Origin of the sequence: Sandaracinobacteroides hominis (assembly GCF_016464365.1) — a bacterium.
In the GTDB taxonomy this organism is placed as follows: domain Bacteria; phylum Pseudomonadota; class Alphaproteobacteria; order Sphingomonadales; family Sphingomonadaceae; genus Sandaracinobacteroides; species Sandaracinobacteroides hominis.
In genome coordinates this window covers 680,639-698,646 of sequence record NZ_JADCUC010000001.1, presented here as the reverse complement: position 1 = coordinate 698,646, position 18,008 = coordinate 680,639, and the positions used below count along the sequence as shown (strand labels likewise).

The window sequence follows — 18,008 nt, the reverse complement described above, 5'->3', positions numbered from 1 at the left end:
GCTATCCCTGCGCGGGGTAAAACGACTGAAACGTCCGACGCAGCCGCCATTCGGTCCCTTGTCCGCGCCGCGGCCAGCAGAAGCGAGTTTGCGGACGAATGGTAGTGTCTCGCTTTCGTCAGAAGTTGAGAAGCTGGAAGCCGACCTGCAGACCCCAGTCGCTCGCCCGGTCGGCGCCCAGCCCAACGCTGGGTTTCACGAAGACCTGCCCGTTGCCGCCCAGCATCGGCCCCACCTTATACCCCATGGTCAGCGCGGTGGTGAGAAACGTCTTCTCATTCTCCCAGTCGTGGGTCAGCGCCGGGTCGAGCGTCATGTAGAAGGGCGAGCCCTTGAACTTGGGCACGAAATAGAAGTCGATCACGGTCTGGTTGATGTCCGCGCGGTTGCTGCTGCCGGCAAAGCTCAGGCTCTGCACGATCGCCGGCGCGAAGATGTGGCCGCCCTTCAGGAAGACGGCATAGATGAAGCCAGGCTTGGCCACCCATTTGCCGCCGCCGAGTTCGGCACGACTGGCCGTGTCGGCCACGAGCTCGAAGTTCACCACCATGCCGTGGGACCTCGTCACCCCAAACACATGGGTCAGCTTGGCCGACACGTCGCCGAGGCCATAGCTCGCATCCCCCAGCACATCGACCGACGAGACAGGGGCTTTCAGTTTCAGCGAGTTGGAGCCGAACGGCTGCTGAAACTCGAAGATGAAGCTGTTCGCATTGTCGCCGAAGGGGGCGCCCGCCGGCAGGTTCAGATCGATATGCTCGAACGTCAGCTTGGCAAAGCGCGCCGGGGCCGTTGGGTCTAGCCCGTCATTCTCGGTCTTGGGTGGCGGGGCGGGCGCGTCCTGCGCGCAGACAGCACCCGCCAGCGAAGCCGCGGCGAAAAGGGCCAGAAGCTGTCGCATCAGCGGTTGCCGTACCGCACTTCGAACTCGGCACGGCAGCCGTTGCGCACCCAGAGCTCGTCATAGCCGCTCTTCTTGCGCACATCCCAATTGCGCCCTCGGGTGCAGTCGTGGTCCGACAGCTGCTGGCGCAGCACCACCTGGTTCACATGCTTGGGAAGCGTGCAGACCCGCTCGTCCTTGTCCTTGCTTTCGCACTTCACAGTGGTGATTTCGGCGGCGGCTGGGACGGCGGCACCGATGGTCGCCAGCAGCAGCATTGGCAAAAGAACGGATTTCATGATCGAGCTTCCTTTCGATTTAGCTCTGCAGGCACAGGGCGCGCAGCCTTGCCGACGGCCCGGAAATGCTACTGAGCAAGCCCGATGTCCTTTGGTGGAAATGCCTTGAATGTCGCAGCGTGGGCCTTCATTTCGGCCGCCATCGACGCCAGCCAGGCGTTCTGACGGTGACCGACCGGATACTGCTCCTTCGGGTCGATGTAGAGGTTGAAGAGCCAGGGGGCGAGGCCGACGTTGGCCTTTGTGCTCATGTCGATATCGAGCCATTGCGCATGGGTTTCGGTGATCTTGGTGTGGATCTTGTACTCCCACATCCGCATCGCCATCAGGTCCGTCTCGGCCCAGATGTAGACCTTCTCCCGCCTGGATTTGCCATCGTCCAGCAGCAGGAAGGATGTCTGGTCGATGCCGTCGAAATAGCGATCTTTCGGCAGAGCGGCCTCGGAGACACCAGCAATCGAGAGACAGCTGTTGAACAGGTCCATCAGGTCGAACAGCTCGTCGCTCTGCCGGCCCGGGCTGATCATGCCTTTCCAGTTGGCGATCGCCGGAACCCGCACGCCGCCTTCCCATGCTGACGCCTTGGCACCGCGGAAGGGCGTGTACCCGCTGTCCGGCCAGCTATCGAGCTGCGGTCCGTTGTCGGACGTCAGGAAGATAAGCGTGTTGTCGCGCACGCCCGCCGCATCGAGCGCGGCCACAATCTCGCCGACCAGCGCATCGACTTCGACCACCGCGTCCTTGTAGGCGAATTTGCTGCCGCTCTTGCCCTTGAATGCCTTCGACGCATGGTTGTCGGCATGGACCTTCATGAAGGCATGTTCGAGGAAGAAGGGTTTCCCGCTCTGGGCAAGTGTTGCGATCTTCTGCACAGTGAACTCGGCGAGAACCCTGTCGGCCTCGGCCATGTCCTCGATGGACTCGATCTTGGAGACGTCGCGTGTCTCGCCGCCGCGAACACCGTGCACCAGTGACTCGCTGCTGCCGGTTGCGCGGAGCCTTGCCAGCCGATCCGGATTGAGCACGAGATCGGGATAGCGGCGCTCGTCGACGCCCTGGGAGATTTCCTTCTGCGCCTCATAGTAGCCGTAGAATTCATCGAAGCCGACATCGTGCGGCCGCATGCCGACGCCCTCACCGACATGCCATTTGCCGACCAGAATGCTCGTATATCCCGCCGGCCTCAGCACGGCCGGCAGGGACACCTCCGCCTGCCACGGGTTCACCTTGATCTTGTCACCGGCGAGGATCGGACGCGTCAGCCCCGTGCGTACGGGAAGCCTTCCGGTGAGGATGGCGGAGCGCGTGGGCGTACAAGTCGGCTGGGCATAGGCCGACGTCAGCATGAGACCTTCGCGCGCCAGCCGATCCATATTGGGGGTGGCAGCGCCGATCGCGGCCCCCCCGCCGTAGATGCCGGGGTCTCCGAAGCCCATGTCATCGACGAGCAGCCAGACAATATTCGGCTTGCGCCCGGTCCGCCGCTGCAATTCGGCCAGTTTGGCGCGTGCGGCCTCTGCCTGTCCCGGGAATGAAAGCGCAGGCTCCATATTCGGTGACGTCCTGACAGCGCTGCTCATTGTAGAGGCTGGGGTCCATGCGGCAGGTTTGTCCGCCTTCTGGGCGACGGCTGGAGAAGATGCTGCGAGAATGGCGGCAGTCGCGAGCAGGCAGTGGATGGCAGGATTCATATCCTTCTCCTCGTCATTTCGGGTTGACCCAGATGGGCGAGCCCCAGGCTCATTCCTGGATGGTGGTGGGCTGATCCTTCGGCAGCAGCGTGTTCCGGACTGCGTCGCAGGTGGTCCAGCGGGGCGTTGGGATTGCCAGCGCCCTGGCATGGCTGCAGGCGGCAAGCGCTTTTGTTGCAGGCAGGGCAAAGAGGTCTTGCCTGGTCATTTTGGCTCTCCCTTCTCTAGAAGCCGAGCGCGGCGCTCAGCTGGAACGCGTCGCCCGAAAAGCGCCGCCGGGCTTCGAACTCATGCGTGTACTTGGCCTTCAGGCTGAGCGACGCGCCGCCCAGCTTGGTCGAGTAGGTCGCCACCGGCCCGATCCCGAACACCCGGGCCTTCAGCGATTGCGCGCCGGTCGCCGCCTTCAGCTGGTCGGCGCCCGCGCCGGAATCCTCGCCCAGCTGCTGATAGGCATAGCCCGCTGCGCCCAGCGCGAACTGCGGGCCGAAATGCTGCAGCGCCGCCCCTTCGAAGTGAAACTCGGGCGCCGTCTGGTAGTCAGTCGCCTGGTTCCGTGCCGAGAAGGAAATGCCCGCTGCACCTGACAGCTCGAAGCCGGATTTCGGCAAGTGAGTATAGGAGATGACGGGCGTGACCCCCAGCCGGTTCTTGCCGAAGCTGAGCGCCTGAAGCTGGCGGCCGGGCACATCGATCGCGGCCGGCTGATAGTAGCCCAGCGGCAGGAAGAAGCTGGTGGCAACCGCAACATGGTTCGCCCCCTTGTCCCAGCCCAAGCCGAACGTGACGGTGGTGTCGCCAAGCCCCGTCTGGTCGTCCTTCACCCGGCGCTGCGCGCCCAGGATCACGCTGTCGAAGCTGAGCGACCCCGTCACCACCGGCTGGGTGATGGTGATCATCGGCCGTCCGCCCAGGATCGGCCCGTGAAAGGTCTTGGTGAAATTGAGCTTGGTGATCAGCACCTCGGTGTCGGCATTGGCCAGCACCACCCCGCCGATCGACAAGGCATCGACATTGGCGTTCAGCAGGACCATGTCTGCCGACGCATAGACCCCCTCCGGCGGCACGATTCCAGAAAGTGCATCGCGCGAGCCGAGCAGATAATGGCCGGATCCGCCCTCGGTGGCGAGAACCGGCGCTGCCAACAACAGAGCAACCGCCGATGCAGCGGCCAGGCCAATGCCCCTTCTCACATTTTGTCCCCACCGCAATTGACGTGCTGTGGCGCAGCGTATCAGGATGATGACTGGCAATTGTGCCCAGAGGTGCAAATGGCGATGCAGGGTCCGATCCGCAGCGCATGGAGCGCGCCCCACCTGACGCCGGACGCCCGGGCGCGGCTTTCCGGCTGGGACTGGCTGGCCTCCATCGATCCCGGAATCACGCGCGACCTGTTGGATATGGCTATGCAGCGGCGGGTCTCGGAAGGGACCATCGTCTATCAGGCAGGCGCCGAATCCGGAGAGGTTTTCGGTGTCATTTCGGGGCAGGTGGTCCTTTGGCACCGGTCAGGCAGCTCCGATGCGCAGTTCGTGCACATGTTTCGCACAGGCCATTGGTTCGGCTACGGGCCGATCCTGGCTGGCGAGCGGCGCCGGCACCAGTGCATCGCACGAACCACATGCGAACTGGCCGTGTTGCCCGGAGCAGACCTGCGTCGGTTTCTGGCGCAGGCCCCCGAGAATTGGCACGCGCTTGCGTCCCTGGTGGACATGCAGGGGCAGGAGTCGGAACTGGCCGGGCTCGACCTCTTGCGGCGCAGCCAGGAAGAGAGGCTGGTGGCAACGCTGCTCCGCTTTGCCGGCTGCAGGCTGGGCAATGCCCCCGACGGGCCGCCGTGGAATGTCGCGATGACCCAGCAAGAGATCGCCGAAGCTGCCAACATGTCCAGAAACACCACGTCACGTCTGCTTGTTCAGCTCGAACTCGAATGTTTGGTAGCCCTGCATTATCGGCACCTGTCCATTCTCGACGCCGACCGGCTGCGAGCGAAGCTGGGGAACTGAAAATGCCTTGGGCCGATTGACAGGCGAAGGTTCGGTCCACCTGCCGAACCGCAATGGACGCGGGGCTGATCCGCACCACACGTCCGGCCAAGTCTCCGATGGGCTGAGCCCGATGTCCATGTAACGGCCGATGCCCGCACGCGCTTCAGCGGCAACGCCTATGTTGATGGCGAGATCAGCATTGGTGCCGATGCGTTGAATGCAGGTTCCGGAAGTCTGTCGGGGTCATGCCTGTTTCGGCTTTGAAGGCGCGGTTAAAGGGCCCGATCGATCCAAAGCCGCAATCAAGCGCTATTGTGAGAATCGGCAGATGGGCAAACGCGGGGCTCGTCAGTCGCCGCTTGGCTTCGGCCACGCGGAAATGGTTGGTGAGATGGTTGAAATTGCGGAAGCCCAAGGACCGCGTGACGCATAGGGTCACCTTGTATTCGGCTTCGCCAAGCAGGCGGGCGAGGTCAGCCACCCGCAACTCCGGCCGGGCAAAGGTGGCTTCCTCCCGGAACAGACGAAGGAGGCGCTCCGCCAGCATGTCGTCACCGGCAGCGGGCGCGGGGCGGCGTTCCTTCAAGGGCATTTTAAACGGATTGGCGGCACGATAGCGGACCGCCAGGCCCATTCCGATCATTGCCGCCAGTGCGCAGGCAACCTTGATCGTTGCCCCGGAATCCGCCGCCACACTTCCAGAAGGCGCGCCGTTGACCCACAGGACCGCGACAGCCAGCAACGCGGCATAGCCGCTGGCGAAAACCAGCCGAAAGCGTCGTTCCGAGGGCGAGATCGGGCTACGCCATCCCTTCAACGGCTCGATCATGGCGAGAGCCAGAAGCGCGGAGCTGACGAGCCCGAGCACATTGGCTGCGATCCTGAACAGCGGTTCCGAGGCATCGCCCACCTGCAAAAAGGCTCCCACCGCGACCATTCCCATCACGAGGGCGAGCGGCCAGACCTGCCTTGCCGCGTCCGGCGGTTGAAACAGGGCACGCGCCCCAAGCCACGACCAGCCGCAGGTGGCATTGCCGATGATGGCGAGCGGCACGGCGGCCCAGCCGAGATCGCGGCCCATCAGAGCGTGCAGGCTGAAGGCCATGACCGCGCCCGTGAAAAGCAGGCCATAGAGGCGCGCGTCGGCCATCCACCCATCTGCGCCCGGAGTTTCGATCAGGCCCGCACCTTGCATGTTGCGACTTCCGTTCATGACGCCCGACTCATTGTCTGGCCAACGAATCCATAGCCGATTTCCAAATCGGCGAGACCAGCCCCTGTCGACTTAGCATGGCGTGTCGAACTTCAGATGGACGGAGTGCGACATGGGCGCAATCGAGATAACGGGCGAGGCATCTTGCGAGCGGGTGGGGAAGGGCGATCGGTTTCTGCGCAGGTCTGCAGTGGCGTGGTATGCCGCAGCGGCCGCGGGGCAGATGGCATTCATCTGGATGATTCTTGCCCACTATGGCCGAAAGACGCTGGCGGGCGATCTGGCGGGATGGAACGACAAGCCGCTGATCAAAGGGTTCGTGGCCGCAGACGATGGCGGTAACGCCATGTTCGCTGTGCATGTGCTGCTGGCCGGCGCCCTGACATTCGCGGGGCTGCTGCAGCTGATTCCGATCATCCGCAGCCGTGCGCCGTGGGTGCACCGCTGGAGCGGCCGGTTGTTCCTGATCTTCTCGGCGTTCGCGTCGCTTGGCGGCCTCTGGCTCACCTGGGGCCGTCAGACCTATCTGTCACTCGTATCCGCAATTGCGGTGTCTCTGGACGGGATCCTGATCTTGCTGTTCGCGGCGCTGGCCTGGCGCTACGCGCTCACGCGCGACTATGCCGCCCATCGCCGTTGGGCGTTGCGCACCTTCATGGTGGTGAATGGCGTTTGGTTCCTGCGGATCGGCATCATGGCCTGGGTTCTGCTGTCGGGCGGGGGGGTGGGCATGAACCGCAGTCTATCCGGTCCGGCGGATATCCTACTCCAGTTCGGGGCCTATCTGGTGCCCCTGGCGATACTCGAGATTTACCTGCTTGCTCAACAAAGCGCTTCCGCGCCGGCAAAATACCGGGCTGGCGCTCTGCTCATTCTTGCTGCCGCGTTGACGCTGGTCGGGACCGTCGGCGCAATAGCCTTCATGTGGGGGCCATATATGTTGTGAGGCGCAACGCGCGTCGGGCTGCCGCGGGTAACGCGAAAATGGATACTAGCCGAAGTCAGGCCTCTCGGCAGCTTTTGCATGATCTGCGATGTCACGGAATTAGTGCGGACATGGATGAACAAAAGCTACAGAACAAATAGGTCAACTACAGGTCCAGTTTAGACAAGGTTAGACGGTGTAGCATTTGCGGGAAACCGCGCCGCCTTCATTCCAGTTGGCCCCGCAGCTTGGACAGGTATTGCTGGGAAATGCCCAGGAACGACGCGAGGCTGCCAAGCGGAATCCGGCGCCAGTCGGGCGGCAATTCGGAATCGAGCTGCAGATATCGTTGGCGGGCAGACTGCGTTCTGAGCGCGGTGTAGCGGCGGTTCTTGCTGAGAAACGCATATTGCAGGTAGCGGACCTCGAACATCATCCACAGGGGGTGACGTGTATAGGCCACGCGCAGCATGTCATAGGGCCAGGTGACAAGGGTCGCGGGCCGGACAGCCCGGATGTCGACCTTGGACGGCAGGTTGCGGATCGCGGAATCGAGTGCGACCACGATCTCTCCGGGAAAGGCATAGTCCAGCACCACATCGTCCCCCTCGTAGGTGACGCTGCTGACCTGCAGGATACCCGATTCCACGAACGCCGTTTCATGGTAATTCTGGCCGACGCCGTAGAGCAGTTCGTTGCGTCCCAACCGCCGCCTGCTGACATTGGCCCTCATCCATTCCATCTCTTCGTCGGGAAGACCGCTGCGCGACTGGATCTGCGCGAACACGTCAACTTCGTTCGCATGGCGATGACTTCGGCCTGAGCCAGCCGCACTATGGTTCGCAACTATTTCTGTCATTGGCGGGGTTGCCTTGGGAGGTTTGACAGCTGCCAGGCCATACCGCCGTCACGCATTGCGAAACCATGCGTATGCGCATCCATTTTTGAAACTAGACGAAAGACACGTCGGCGCATTTCCATCAATTCGCCCCCAGAACCGGCCATCCAGGACGCCTGTTGCGCCCGATATTCACAGGCCGTCAACAGGGGTGAAGAACATGAAACGGCAATCTGTTCAGTGCAACAAATTCCTGTCGTCGTCGGTCATGGCGACGGCTCCGAAGATCCTGTGTGCCGGAACCGGCTCCAGACTCCTCCTCACGACCGCGCTTTGCACGATCCTCGCCTTGCACGGGGTGTCGCCAGATGCCGCGCAGGCGCAGAACTGCGTCGTGACGCCCGACGGCTCGTGCGTGATCTCCGGCGACGGCATCGACGGAACCGATGGCCCGGATGCGATTGGCGACGAGCCCGGAACCGGCGGATCCACCGGCAGCCAAGGAGGCAACATCACCGCGCTCGAAATCGACAATCTCCGCGCGCTCGTTTCCTCCGGTGTCGCGACGTCTCCGATGAACATCACCGCCATTGGCGGCCTCGGTGGAAACGGCGGCAACGCCGACGGCTTCGACCCCCTCGACCAGAACGCCGGTGGCCCAGGCGCGCCGGGGCAGGACGGTGGCGCGATCAATGTCATCATCGGCGCCAATACCAACGGTTATGCCTTTTCCGGCTCGACGGGCCTCGCCATCAGCGGTGTTACCATCGCCTCGGCCGGCGGCAGGGGCGGCGGCGGCGGGGTCGCGTCCTGGGCGCTCGGCAGCCAGGGCAACGGCCTGTCCGCAAAGGGCGGCGATGGTCAGAGTGTCGTGGCCTCGATCGGCGGCGACTGGGGCAGCGCGGCCGGCGATGGCGTTTATGTGGCGTCGCTCGGCGGCGATGGCGGCACGGGTCGTTCGCACGCGACAGGGCTGACCGACGGCGCGAACGGCGGCCTCGGCGGCAACAGCAGTTTCGTGACAGCGACCATCAGCGGCCAGATCACCGGCCAGACAACGGGCGTCCTGGTCGTCTCGGCAGGCGGCAACGGTGGCAATGGCGGCAATGGCGGCAGCTCCGACGGCAACGCTGCCGGGAACGGCGGCAATGGCGGCAACGCCGGCGCCGTCTCGGCAACGCTCGCGTCGGGTGCCAAGGTCACCATGCAAGAGAGCAGCGGGCCGGCTTTCATGGTCGGGTCCTACGGTGGCGCCGGCGGTGCCGGCGGCAGCGCCTCTGCCGCAGGCCTCGCGGGGGCCGGCGGCAATGCCGGCGATGCAAGCGCGAGCATCAACGGGATCATCGTCAGCTACAACAAAAACGACAGCTACGGTGTGCTGGTGCAGTCGATCGGTGGGATCGGCGGCAACGGTGGCCGCTCGGCTGCCTGGTTCAACCCGCAGGGCGGCAACGGCAATCTCGGCGGCACCTCCGGCAAGGCCACCATCACGGGCACGGACGCCAACATCCAGACCGGGATCGTCGTGGATTACGGCGATCCCAATGCGCAGAACGAAACTGCCGTGATCGCCCAGTCCATCGGTGGCGGCGGTGGCGTCGGCGGCAACGCAAAGGACGGCTGGTTCGCCGTCGGCGGAGCCGCCGGAGACGGGTCGGCAGGGAACATCGCCAGCGCCTCGCTGACGGATTCAATCGTCATCACCAACAGTTTCCTGTCGTCGGGCATCGTCGCCCAGTCGATCGGCGGTGGCGGCGGCAAGGGCGGCGACGTCACCAGCTCGACGGGTGTGCTCGTGAACCTCGTGGTCGGCGGCACCGCTGGCGCAGGCGGCAGCGCGAGCGACGCCTATGCCGCCAATCTGGGCAATGGCACGGTCACCACCTTTGGCGACCACTCGCCGGGTGTGGTGATGCAGTCCATCGGCGGCGGCGGCGGTTCGGGCGGCGGCGGCTATGGCTCGGTGACCAGCGAGAGTTTCGGCGTCTCGATTGCCATCGGCGGCAGCGGGGGTTCCGGCGGCAACGGCGGCACGGTGAACGCGGCCCAGGCCGACACCAACACCGGCGCCATCAGCACCGCCGGCGCCGAAAGCTATGGCATCCTGGCGCAGTCCATCGGCGGCGGCGGCGGCTCGGGCGGCGCGTCACTCGCCAAGTCCTCAGTCTATGGGGCCAAGGAATATCCGGCCGTCGCGCTGTCTGTCGCGATCGGCGGGGGCGCCAGCGATGGCGGCGCGGCCGAAGCGGTCTTCCTGCAGAACAGAGGCTTCGTCGCAACACTCGGCAACGGGGCCGCCGGCCTGGTCGGCCAGGCAATCGGCGGCGGCGGCGGCACCGGCGGCGATGCCGATGCCTCGGCGAAGGCATCGGGCGGCGGCCTGAACCTGGCGGCCGACGTGACCCACGGCGGGAAAGGCGGTGGCGGCGGGGCCGGCGCCATCGTGAACGGGCAGAACAGTGGTTTCATCCTGACACGCGGCGAATCCGCCGATGGCATGCTGGTGCAGTCGATCGGCGGCGGGGGCGGCGCCGGCGGCGCTGGCGACGCGCTTGCCTCGACCGAGGAGCAGAAGAGCCTTTCCACGAATCTCGCGCTGGGGGGGCAGGGCGGCAATGGCGGTCAGGGCTATGATGTCTTTGCAACCAACAGTGGCGCCATCCTGACGCTTGGCGATGGCGCCCACGGCATATTGGCACAAACCATCGGCGGCGGCGGCGGGCGCGCCGGCGGTGCAGCCGCTTCGACCTCCTCCACGGTCGGCCTCAATGTCGCTGTCGGTGGCAGCGGCGGGAACGGCGGCGACACCTTCTACAAGGGCTCCAGCTCGGGCGTGACGAACACCGGCGCCATCCTCACCTATGGCGCTGACGCGGGCGGCATCCTGGCCCAGTCGATCGGCGGCGGCGGCGGCGCCGGCGGCAAGGCCGGGACGACGCTGGGATCGGACACATCGCAGGACGATGGGTCGAACGGCGACGCGCACTCCACCGCCGGTGACGTGAACGCGATTATCAACAAGGCTCTCGAAGTTCACGAAGACTACGAAACCGCGATGGCCGAATACAACAACCTGAAGACCCTGGCCTCAACCGCGGCGACGCTGCTCAACATCGAAGTCGCGGGCAGCGATATCTTCACCTATCTTGATGATACCGCGGCGCTCGGCGGCAAGATCGATCTGAGCAACTTCTCGTCCAGCAACACCCTCATCCTGGCGGTCGGCGGCAAGGGCGGCGCCGGCGGTGCCGGCGGCGAGATGTCGGTGACGAACAACGGCAGCGTGGCGACGATGGGCAACCTGTCCGATGCCATCGTTGCCCAGTCGGTCGGCGGCGGCGGCGGCAAGGGCGGGGCGGCAGCGACCTCGGCCCCCGTGGACTGGTCCAGCCCTGGCATCACGTCGGGTGTCCGGATCGGTGGCGGCACCCAGGGTTCTGGCAGCAACCCGAATGCAACCAGTGGTGCCTTTGTGAATATCACCCACACCGGTTCAGCCTATACCACCGGGGCGATTTCAGCCGGCATCATCGCCCAGTCGATCGGCATGGGCGGCGGCATCGGCGGAACCACCACCGTCACCGCGCCAGGCACTGGCGGCATCGAAACGCTCGGCTTCTCGGTATCCCTTGGGGGCACCTCGACGGCGAAGAACGGCATCTCCCAACTGGCGCAGGTGACCAGCTCGGGCGCCATCCAGACGGCAGGCCATGACAGCTATGGCATCATCGCCCAGTCGATCTCGGGCGGTGGCGGCATCATCAAGACGCTGGCAGCCAATCTCGACTCCGCCAGCGGTTCGGACAACACCGCCGACTCGAAGGACTTCCAGGGCAATATCAGCCTCGGCTCCACCAGCGGCGTGATCTCCGGCATCTCGGGCGCTGCGCAGGTGACGACCAGCGCTGGCGGCACCATCACCACCAATGGCGACAATGGAATCGGTATCCTGGCGCAGTCGGTGGCCGGTGGCGGCGGCCTTGCGCTGGGCGGCAAGCCGGTGGGCGCCACCGCGCTCGAACTGCTCGGCTCCGGCGGCAAGACCGGCACGGTCAACCCCGGCCTCGACCCGCAGAACAGCAACAGCGGCGTCATCGTCGAGGTTGGCGACAACATCACCACCTCGGGCCGTGGCGGCGTCGGTGTCTTCGCCCAGTCGGTCGGTGGCGGCGGCGGCATCGCCGGCGACATCGGCTGGGGCGCCGCAATGGTGGACTTCGCGCCCAATCACAGCAGCTTTGTCGGCAATGGCGGCGACGTAAAGGTCACCGTCGACACCGGCGCAGCCATCACCACATCCGGTTGGTCTGCCGCTGGCATCATCGCCCAGTCGGTCGGCGGTGGCGGCGGCTGGGTCGCCACACGGGTGGGCACCTTTGTCGGCTCGGCTGGCGGCGGCGGCCTCGGCTATCCGGTCAACGTCTCCGTGCAGGGCGCGGTCGATGCCCAGGGCGCCTTTTCGCCCGGCATCTTCGCGCAATCGACGGGCGGCGCCGACAATGGCGGCATCGGCAGCAACGAGCAGATCAAGGTCACCGTCGGCAGCTCCACCAACAGTGCGGCATCGGTCTGGGGCGGCAGTTCCGGCTTCGACGCAGCGGCTGCCATCTACTTCGCCAATGGCGGTGACGCCTTCTCGAACCAGCTGTTGAACTATGGCACCATCGCGACGCACGACACCAAGACCGGAACCGCGGTCTTCGCCAATGGCGCCGCCTTCGTAGGGACCAACTGGGGCAACATCACCGGCAACATCCACATCGCGCATGGGAACATCACCAACGAGGGGTCGGGCACGATCAATCCCTATGCCTCGATCAGCCTTGGCGGCGGCACGCTCGTCAACAAGGGGAAGATGGACCTGTCCGGCGAAACCGACGTCACAACGCTCGAAGGCAGCTACAGCGGCGCAGGCAAGCTTGTGTTTGATGCGGATTTCACGGGTGGTACGTCTGACCGGCTGGTGGTGACCGGGGACGCCCTGGTTGGGGACACTCTCACGGTGAACGCCAAGAGCATCCACAACCGCTCGCTGAAGCTGCTGTCGGCTTCCGGCAAGCTTACCCTCGATCCTGCGATGACAACCGCCGACAGCAGCCACCTGTATGATTTCAAGGCGACGGCTTCCGGCAACGAACTGTCTGTCACGCCGGTTGCCAACTTCGCGTCGAAGGCGTCTGGCTTTGGCGCCAACGAGCGGGCGGTGGCCGCCAACCTGCAATCGCTGTTCGATGGCGGTGCGTCCGCCGATCTGGCCTTCACCCGTCTGCTGGGTGTAACGGATGATGCGGGTTACGCTGCCGGTCTTCGGTCGCTGGCGGGGCAGGGTCTCGGCGCCTTTGGGGCCTTCCGCTTCAACAGCAGCCGCACCTTTGCTGCCAACCTCTATGGTGGCTGCCAGGAGGTGCAGCTGGAAAGCCGGACGGCTGACCGCTGTGGCTGGAGCCGGGTGCTGGTGAACGACACCACACAAGACGAGAGCGCCGACACGCTGGGGTACAGCGCCGATGCGTTCGCCCTGCAAACCGGCGGGCAGCTGCCCTTGTCGGACAATCTGGCCCTGACCGGCTCCATCGCTTATGAAAGCACGAAGTTCCGCGATGAAAGCCGCACGGCGCGGATCAGCGGGGACTCGCTGGTGGGCGGCCTTGGTCTCCTCTATACCCCAGCGCGCCTTGAGCTCTCTGCCGGGATCGATGCGGCCTATGGCTGGTACAAGTCCAGCCGGACGATCACCGTTGGCCTGAGCGAACAGGCCAGCGCAAAGCCGGAACAATCCCAGATCGGCGGCCATGTGCGGGCAGCCTATAATCTGCTCGATGGCGGCACCACATTCTTCCGCCCGTTCGTGGAAGGGCATGCCATTCATGTCTCCAACAAGGCGTTTACCGAAGGCGGCACCTCGCCGTTCCGGCTCGCGGTAGAGGCCCAGTCCGACACCGCACTGATCGGAGTGGCGGGCGTCGAGCTTGGCACGAAGCTGCCGCTCTCTGCCAAGGTCACACTGCGCCCGTTTGCAAGCGCCGCCATCGAATATGGAAGCGCCCGCGAGTGGACGACGACGGCGAGGTTCGCAGACCAGCCACAGGGCGACAGCTTCGACCTGACGACAGCCGGTCCGGGTACACTCGGCCGGTTCTCCATCGGTGCCGACATCCTTGGCGCAAAGAACATCGCGGTCTCCGTGCAATACGCCCCGGAGTTTGGAAGTGGGTTCAGGTCTCAATCGGGAACGGCAAAGCTTACCATTGCGTTCTGAAGACAACCAGACGAGTCAGGGCCGCCCTTCGCTGAGCGGCCCTGCCCACCGTCCAGTGGGTTGAGTGGACGAAGCTGCGCCGGATCATCCAGAACAGCACCAGCCGCCAGGTGCCGTTTGAGATCGGCGGTACGACCATAGTAAACGACACGCCGGCCGAGGAACGAAACCAGATAGCCCGCGCAACCTGCAGCTTTGACGTTCCGGGAGAAGGCCGCATAGCTGTAGTCAGGGCCGTTGGCCTGAACCCAGCGCACCATTGCTTCCACGCACTGTCAAACGCCGCGGCGACGGTTCCGTCTGAATGCTCCATGTCGAATGCGACACCATCGCCGTCAGGCATGCTATTGCTTGGGAAACGGTCACGGTATAACATAACGCCATGATTCAGAAACAGGCCTGTCGATCTCTGCTCCACGCTGCCCTGGTCGCGGCCGTAATGACCTCTTCCGCCTCTGCCTGCGACATGCACGGCTATTTTGGCGGCTGGGATTATGCTGCCGGAAGTGCCGAAGCACAGGCGGCACGCGCCCAGATGGAGGCTGACCGCATCGCAGCCGCCGAGCGGGCGCGGAAGGCGTTTCTGAGCCGGTTTTCCACGTCGGACGATAAAGACGCAGGTTCTGCAATTGCGCGCGCACCCGGCGATCCCGATCCCCTCCCGGAACCTGAAAAAGCCTCGCCGGTAACGGCTTCCTATCCACGTTGAGCAATATGGTTCAGGACGCGCCCTTGCTCCGGCTGAGGGGGCTGCGCCATTCCATTGGCGGGCGTTCCATCGTCGATATCGACGATTGGCAGCTCGACCGGCATCGGCATGCCCTGCTTCTCGGGCCGTCAGGCTCTGGCAAGACCAGCCTCATCAACATCATCTGCGGCCTGGTTACGCCGGTTGCTGGCGATGTGGAGATCGCCGGGGAACGGATGACGGGGCAGCCCGCCGCCGCCCGAGATGACCTGCGCCGGCGGACCATAGGTCTCGTCTTCCAGACGCTGCGTCTGGTTTCCGCGCTGACGGTTCGGGAAAATCTGCTGCTGGCCCAGCGCATCGGGCGCCGCCTGCAGGATCCGGCCGACGTGGACAGGCTGATCGATCTGGCCGGGCTTTCACACCGCGCCCATGGGCGTCCCCGCGAACTCAGCCAGGGCGAAGGCCAGCGGATCGCCATCGCCCGCGCGCTGGTGACACGGCCGGCGCTGCTGATCGCAGACGAGCCTACATCGGCCCTCGATGACGGAAATGCCGCGCGCATGATGGACCTGCTGTTCGAAAGCGCCGAGGCGACGGGGGCGACGCTGCTGGTCGCAACCCACGACGCGCGCATCCGCGACCGCTTCGGGCAGCGGCTGCAACTGGGCGCCCTCACATGAACATGTTCTCGCTGACACTTGCGTATCTGCGCGACCGCAAGCTTGCCACCCTGCTGAACATCCTGTTGCTGACGCTGGGCGTGGCGACGCTCGTTCTGCTGCGGATATTCTCCAGCCAGCTGGAAAGCCGGATGGACCGCGATGCGCAGGGGATCGACCTCGTCGTGGGCGCCAAGGGCTCGCCGATGCAGCTCATCCTCTCCAGCGTGTTTCACATCGACGCACCCACGGGAAATGTGCCGCTGGAAACGGTCGATCTCCTGCGGCAGCAGGCGACTGTCCGGCAGGCGATCCCGCTTGCGCTTGGCGACAATTTTCGCGGTTTCCGCATCGTCGGCACCGAGCCGGCCTATGTTGACCTATATGGCGGGTCGCTGGCCGACGGGCGCCTGTTCGCAAAGCCAATGGAAGCAGTCATCGGCAGCGATGTCGCAACGGGCACTGGCGCCGGCCTTGGCCAGCGCTTTTCCGGCAGCCACGGCCTGGGAGAAGGCGGGCATGTCCATGACGCGACGCCGTTCGTGGTGGTCGGCCGCCTGAAGCCGACTGGCACGGTTCTCGACCGATTGATCCTGACGCCGGTGGAAAGCGTCTGGGAGGCGCACGGCATTGCGCATGAACATGAGGCGCACGAACACGACGCGCACGATAACGACGCGCATGAACATGAGGCGCACGAACACGACGCGCACGATCACGACGCACATGAGCATGAAGCGCATGACCATGAAGCGCATTCGGAATCCGGCAATTCCGCGCGGGACGCAGGCGCAGCCACCGAGCTGAAGCCGGAAGTCACGGCGGTTCTGGTGCAGTACCGCTCGGCGCTGGGCGCCGTTCAGCTGCCCGGATTCATCAACCGCCAGACCAGTCTGCAAGCCGCCGTGCCGGCTGTCGAACTGGCCCGTGTTCTCTCGCTGGTGGGCATCGGCCTCGACACCATGCGCGTGCTCGCCCTGTTGCAGATGCTGACCGCCGGCCTGTCGATCTTCGTCGCCCTCTATGGCTCGCTGCAGAGGCGGCAGGGCGACATGGCGCTGCTTCGGGTGATCGGGGCGTCGCGGGCACAGGTGTTCGGCCAGGTCATGCTGGAAGGGCTGCTGCTGGCCGCGGCCGGGGCCGTGCTCGGCTTGCTGCTGGGCCATTCGGTCATCGGCATTGCGCAGATCTTCTTCCCGGAACTGCACGAACTTGGCATATCGGCGCTGCACGTCGATCCGGCGGAAATGCTGATCGTGCTTGGGGCCCTTGGTCTCGGGCTGCTCGCAGCGCTTCTGCCTGCTATCCAGGTCTATCGAACCGATCTCGCCCAGACGCTTGCCGAGGCCCAATGACCCACAGACCCCTGTTCCTCTCCGCCCTGCTTGCCGCCGGCCTGGCAAGCGCTCCGGCGCTCGCCATCCAGCCCCAGCCCGGTCCGCCGCTTCGGCCCAGTGAATCCGTGTGGGTGGCGGCGCCAACCCCCAAGGGCGGCGTATCGTGGGCGTTGCTGGAATCCACCAAGGAAATCACCCGGACCGACAAGCAGGGGCTCATCCGCTCCAAGCCGGTTTTTCCAGCCAATGTGAAAGCGCTCGCCGGCAAGCGGATCAAGGTAAGCGGCTATATGATGCCGTTGCAGAACAGCCCGAAACAGACGCATTTCGTGCTGCTGGCCTATCCGCCCGACTGTCCCTTCCACCTGAACCCCGCCCCGATGCAGTTCATCGAGGTGCGAACGGCAACGCCCGTCGCCACCGGCTATGATGTCGTCACCATGGAAGGGCTGTTGTCCCTCCACGGGGACGACGAACAGGGCATCTTCTATCGCTTCACCGATGCAAAACCCGGCTGAGCCGCCGGCGCCGATCAGGCATAAGCGATCCAGCCGCGCCAGGTGAAGGCGGCCCAGAACAGCGAGACGTCGCGGAATCCGGCTTCGCGCAGAATCGCTTCGTCCTCTTCCGGATCGAACAGATGGATGGTCGTTTCCACCCCCTGGCGGGCCTGCTCGGCCAGCGCCGGATCGGCGCCTGCGGCAATGGCGTGCGCCGCATAGCGCGACAGCCAGAGACCCCGCACGGCGGGATCCTGCGGAAAGCTGCTGTGCGCGGCCACAAACGGTGCACCGGGCCGCAGCCGGCGGAGAATTTCCTTCAGCGTGCGAAGGCGTTCGGCCCTGTCCAGGAAATGCAGGGTCAGCAGGCAGACGGCAGCGTCGAACTGATTTTCGGGGGCATCGTCGATATAGCCTTCGACCAGCTCCACCTGTGCTGAAAGCGGGCCCAGCGTCCGCACGGCCAGATCCAGCATCGGCCGGGCGGGGTCGACGCCCACGAACCGCCAGCCGGGATGCCGGGAGGCGAGCGCCTTCAGCTCCAGCCCGCCGCCGGCACCCAGCACCAGCACATGCGCGTCGGCGGGCGCTGCTTCCGAAAGCAGCACGTCGGTCATGCGGTGCAGAGCATCGAAACCCGGCACGAACGGGGGCGGCCCTTCCGCGTAGCGGGCCACGGCTTCGGGGTCCTGAAACATCTTCAGAAAAGGATTGCTGTCATCCAT

General features: G+C 64.9%; 16 protein-coding genes. 7 read left to right on the top strand and 9 right to left on the bottom strand.

Annotation, left to right across the window (positions count from 1 at the left end):
* Positions 1 to 118 precede the first annotated feature (118 nt).
* From IM784_RS03545 to IM784_RS03525, 5 genes are all read right to left on the bottom strand, one after another.
* On the bottom strand, positions 119 to 901 hold the full coding sequence (locus IM784_RS03545) for a hypothetical protein (protein WP_199553876.1): 783 nt from the start codon (positions 899 to 901) through the stop codon (positions 119 to 121).
* On the bottom strand, positions 901 to 1,182 hold the full coding sequence (locus tag IM784_RS03540; protein WP_199553875.1) for a DUF3011 domain-containing protein: 282 nt from the start codon (positions 1,180 to 1,182) through the stop codon (positions 901 to 903). Before IM784_RS03540 ends, IM784_RS03545 begins: the two co-directional genes overlap by 1 nt.
* Positions 1,183 to 1,250: 68 nt before the next feature.
* A complete protein-coding gene (locus IM784_RS03535; protein ID WP_199553874.1) occupies positions 1,251 to 2,732 on the bottom strand; it encodes an arylsulfatase in 1,482 nt (493 codons plus the stop codon).
* Between the two features lie 190 nt (positions 2,733 to 2,922).
* Complete coding sequence (locus tag IM784_RS03530) at positions 2,923 to 3,081, bottom strand: DUF3604 domain-containing protein (RefSeq protein ID WP_199553873.1); 159 nt, start codon at positions 3,079 to 3,081, stop codon at positions 2,923 to 2,925.
* A gap of 16 nt (positions 3,082 to 3,097) precedes the next feature.
* Entirely contained in the window at positions 3,098 to 4,018 is a 921-nt protein-coding gene (locus tag IM784_RS03525) for a SphA family protein (protein ID WP_199553872.1), read from the bottom strand.
* Here IM784_RS03525 and IM784_RS03520 point away from each other — a divergent pair.
* Positions 3,977 to 4,879 (top strand): Crp/Fnr family transcriptional regulator, encoded by a 903-nt coding sequence (locus tag IM784_RS03520; RefSeq protein WP_199553871.1) that lies wholly within the window; start codon positions 3,977 to 3,979, stop codon positions 4,877 to 4,879. The genes IM784_RS03525 and IM784_RS03520 overlap by 42 nt on opposite strands.
* Before the next feature lie 175 nt (positions 4,880 to 5,054).
* Here the strand turns inward: IM784_RS03520 and IM784_RS03515 are convergent, their stop codons facing one another.
* Entirely contained in the window at positions 5,055 to 6,074 is a 1,020-nt protein-coding gene (locus tag IM784_RS03515; protein WP_207791642.1) for a helix-turn-helix domain-containing protein, read from the bottom strand.
* Between the two features lie 190 nt (positions 6,075 to 6,264).
* On the opposite strand from IM784_RS03515, the gene IM784_RS03510 reads away from it, so the two are divergent.
* A complete protein-coding gene (locus tag IM784_RS03510; RefSeq protein ID WP_207791641.1) occupies positions 6,265 to 7,020 on the top strand; it encodes a DUF2306 domain-containing protein in 756 nt (251 codons plus the stop codon).
* 205 nt (positions 7,021 to 7,225) lie between these two features.
* Here IM784_RS03510 and IM784_RS03505 read toward each other — a convergent pair whose 3' ends face one another.
* Entirely contained in the window at positions 7,226 to 7,786 is a 561-nt protein-coding gene (locus tag IM784_RS03505; RefSeq protein WP_199553868.1) for a Crp/Fnr family transcriptional regulator, read from the bottom strand.
* A 271-nt stretch (positions 7,787 to 8,057) separates the two neighbouring features.
* Here IM784_RS03505 and IM784_RS03500 point away from each other — a divergent pair, with 271 nt between their 5' ends.
* A complete protein-coding gene (locus tag IM784_RS03500; protein WP_199553867.1) occupies positions 8,058 to 14,096 on the top strand; it encodes an autotransporter outer membrane beta-barrel domain-containing protein in 6,039 nt (2,012 codons plus the stop codon).
* On the opposite strand, the gene IM784_RS03495 is transcribed toward IM784_RS03500, so the two are convergent.
* Entirely contained in the window at positions 14,060 to 14,356 is a 297-nt protein-coding gene (locus IM784_RS03495; RefSeq protein WP_199553866.1) for a DUF1398 domain-containing protein, read from the bottom strand. The genes IM784_RS03500 and IM784_RS03495 overlap by 37 nt on opposite strands.
* A 122-nt stretch (positions 14,357 to 14,478) precedes the next feature.
* Here IM784_RS03495 and IM784_RS03490 point away from each other — a divergent pair, with 122 nt between their 5' ends.
* From IM784_RS03490 to IM784_RS03475, 4 genes are read left to right on the top strand one after another with little or no spacing between them, the layout of a single operon-like run.
* Positions 14,479 to 14,805, top strand: coding sequence for a hypothetical protein (locus IM784_RS03490; RefSeq protein ID WP_199553865.1), 327 nt, complete (start codon positions 14,479 to 14,481; stop codon positions 14,803 to 14,805).
* Positions 14,806 to 14,810: 5 nt separating this feature from the next.
* Positions 14,811 to 15,467: an ABC transporter ATP-binding protein gene (locus IM784_RS03485; protein ID WP_199554146.1), complete on the top strand. Its 657-nt coding sequence runs from the start codon at positions 14,811 to 14,813 to the stop codon at positions 15,465 to 15,467.
* Positions 15,464 to 16,801 (top strand): ABC transporter permease, encoded by a 1,338-nt coding sequence (locus IM784_RS03480; protein WP_235976501.1) that lies wholly within the window; start codon positions 15,464 to 15,466, stop codon positions 16,799 to 16,801. Before IM784_RS03485 ends, IM784_RS03480 begins: the two co-directional genes overlap by 4 nt.
* On the top strand, positions 16,798 to 17,301 hold the full coding sequence (locus IM784_RS03475) for a DUF3299 domain-containing protein (RefSeq protein ID WP_199553864.1): 504 nt from the start codon (positions 16,798 to 16,800) through the stop codon (positions 17,299 to 17,301). The genes IM784_RS03480 and IM784_RS03475 overlap by 4 nt, the downstream gene beginning before the upstream one ends.
* 14 nt (positions 17,302 to 17,315) lie before the next feature.
* Here IM784_RS03475 and IM784_RS03470 read toward each other — a convergent pair whose 3' ends face one another.
* Positions 17,316 to 18,008: a class I SAM-dependent methyltransferase gene (locus IM784_RS03470; RefSeq protein WP_199553863.1), complete on the bottom strand. Its 693-nt coding sequence runs from the start codon at positions 18,006 to 18,008 to the stop codon at positions 17,316 to 17,318.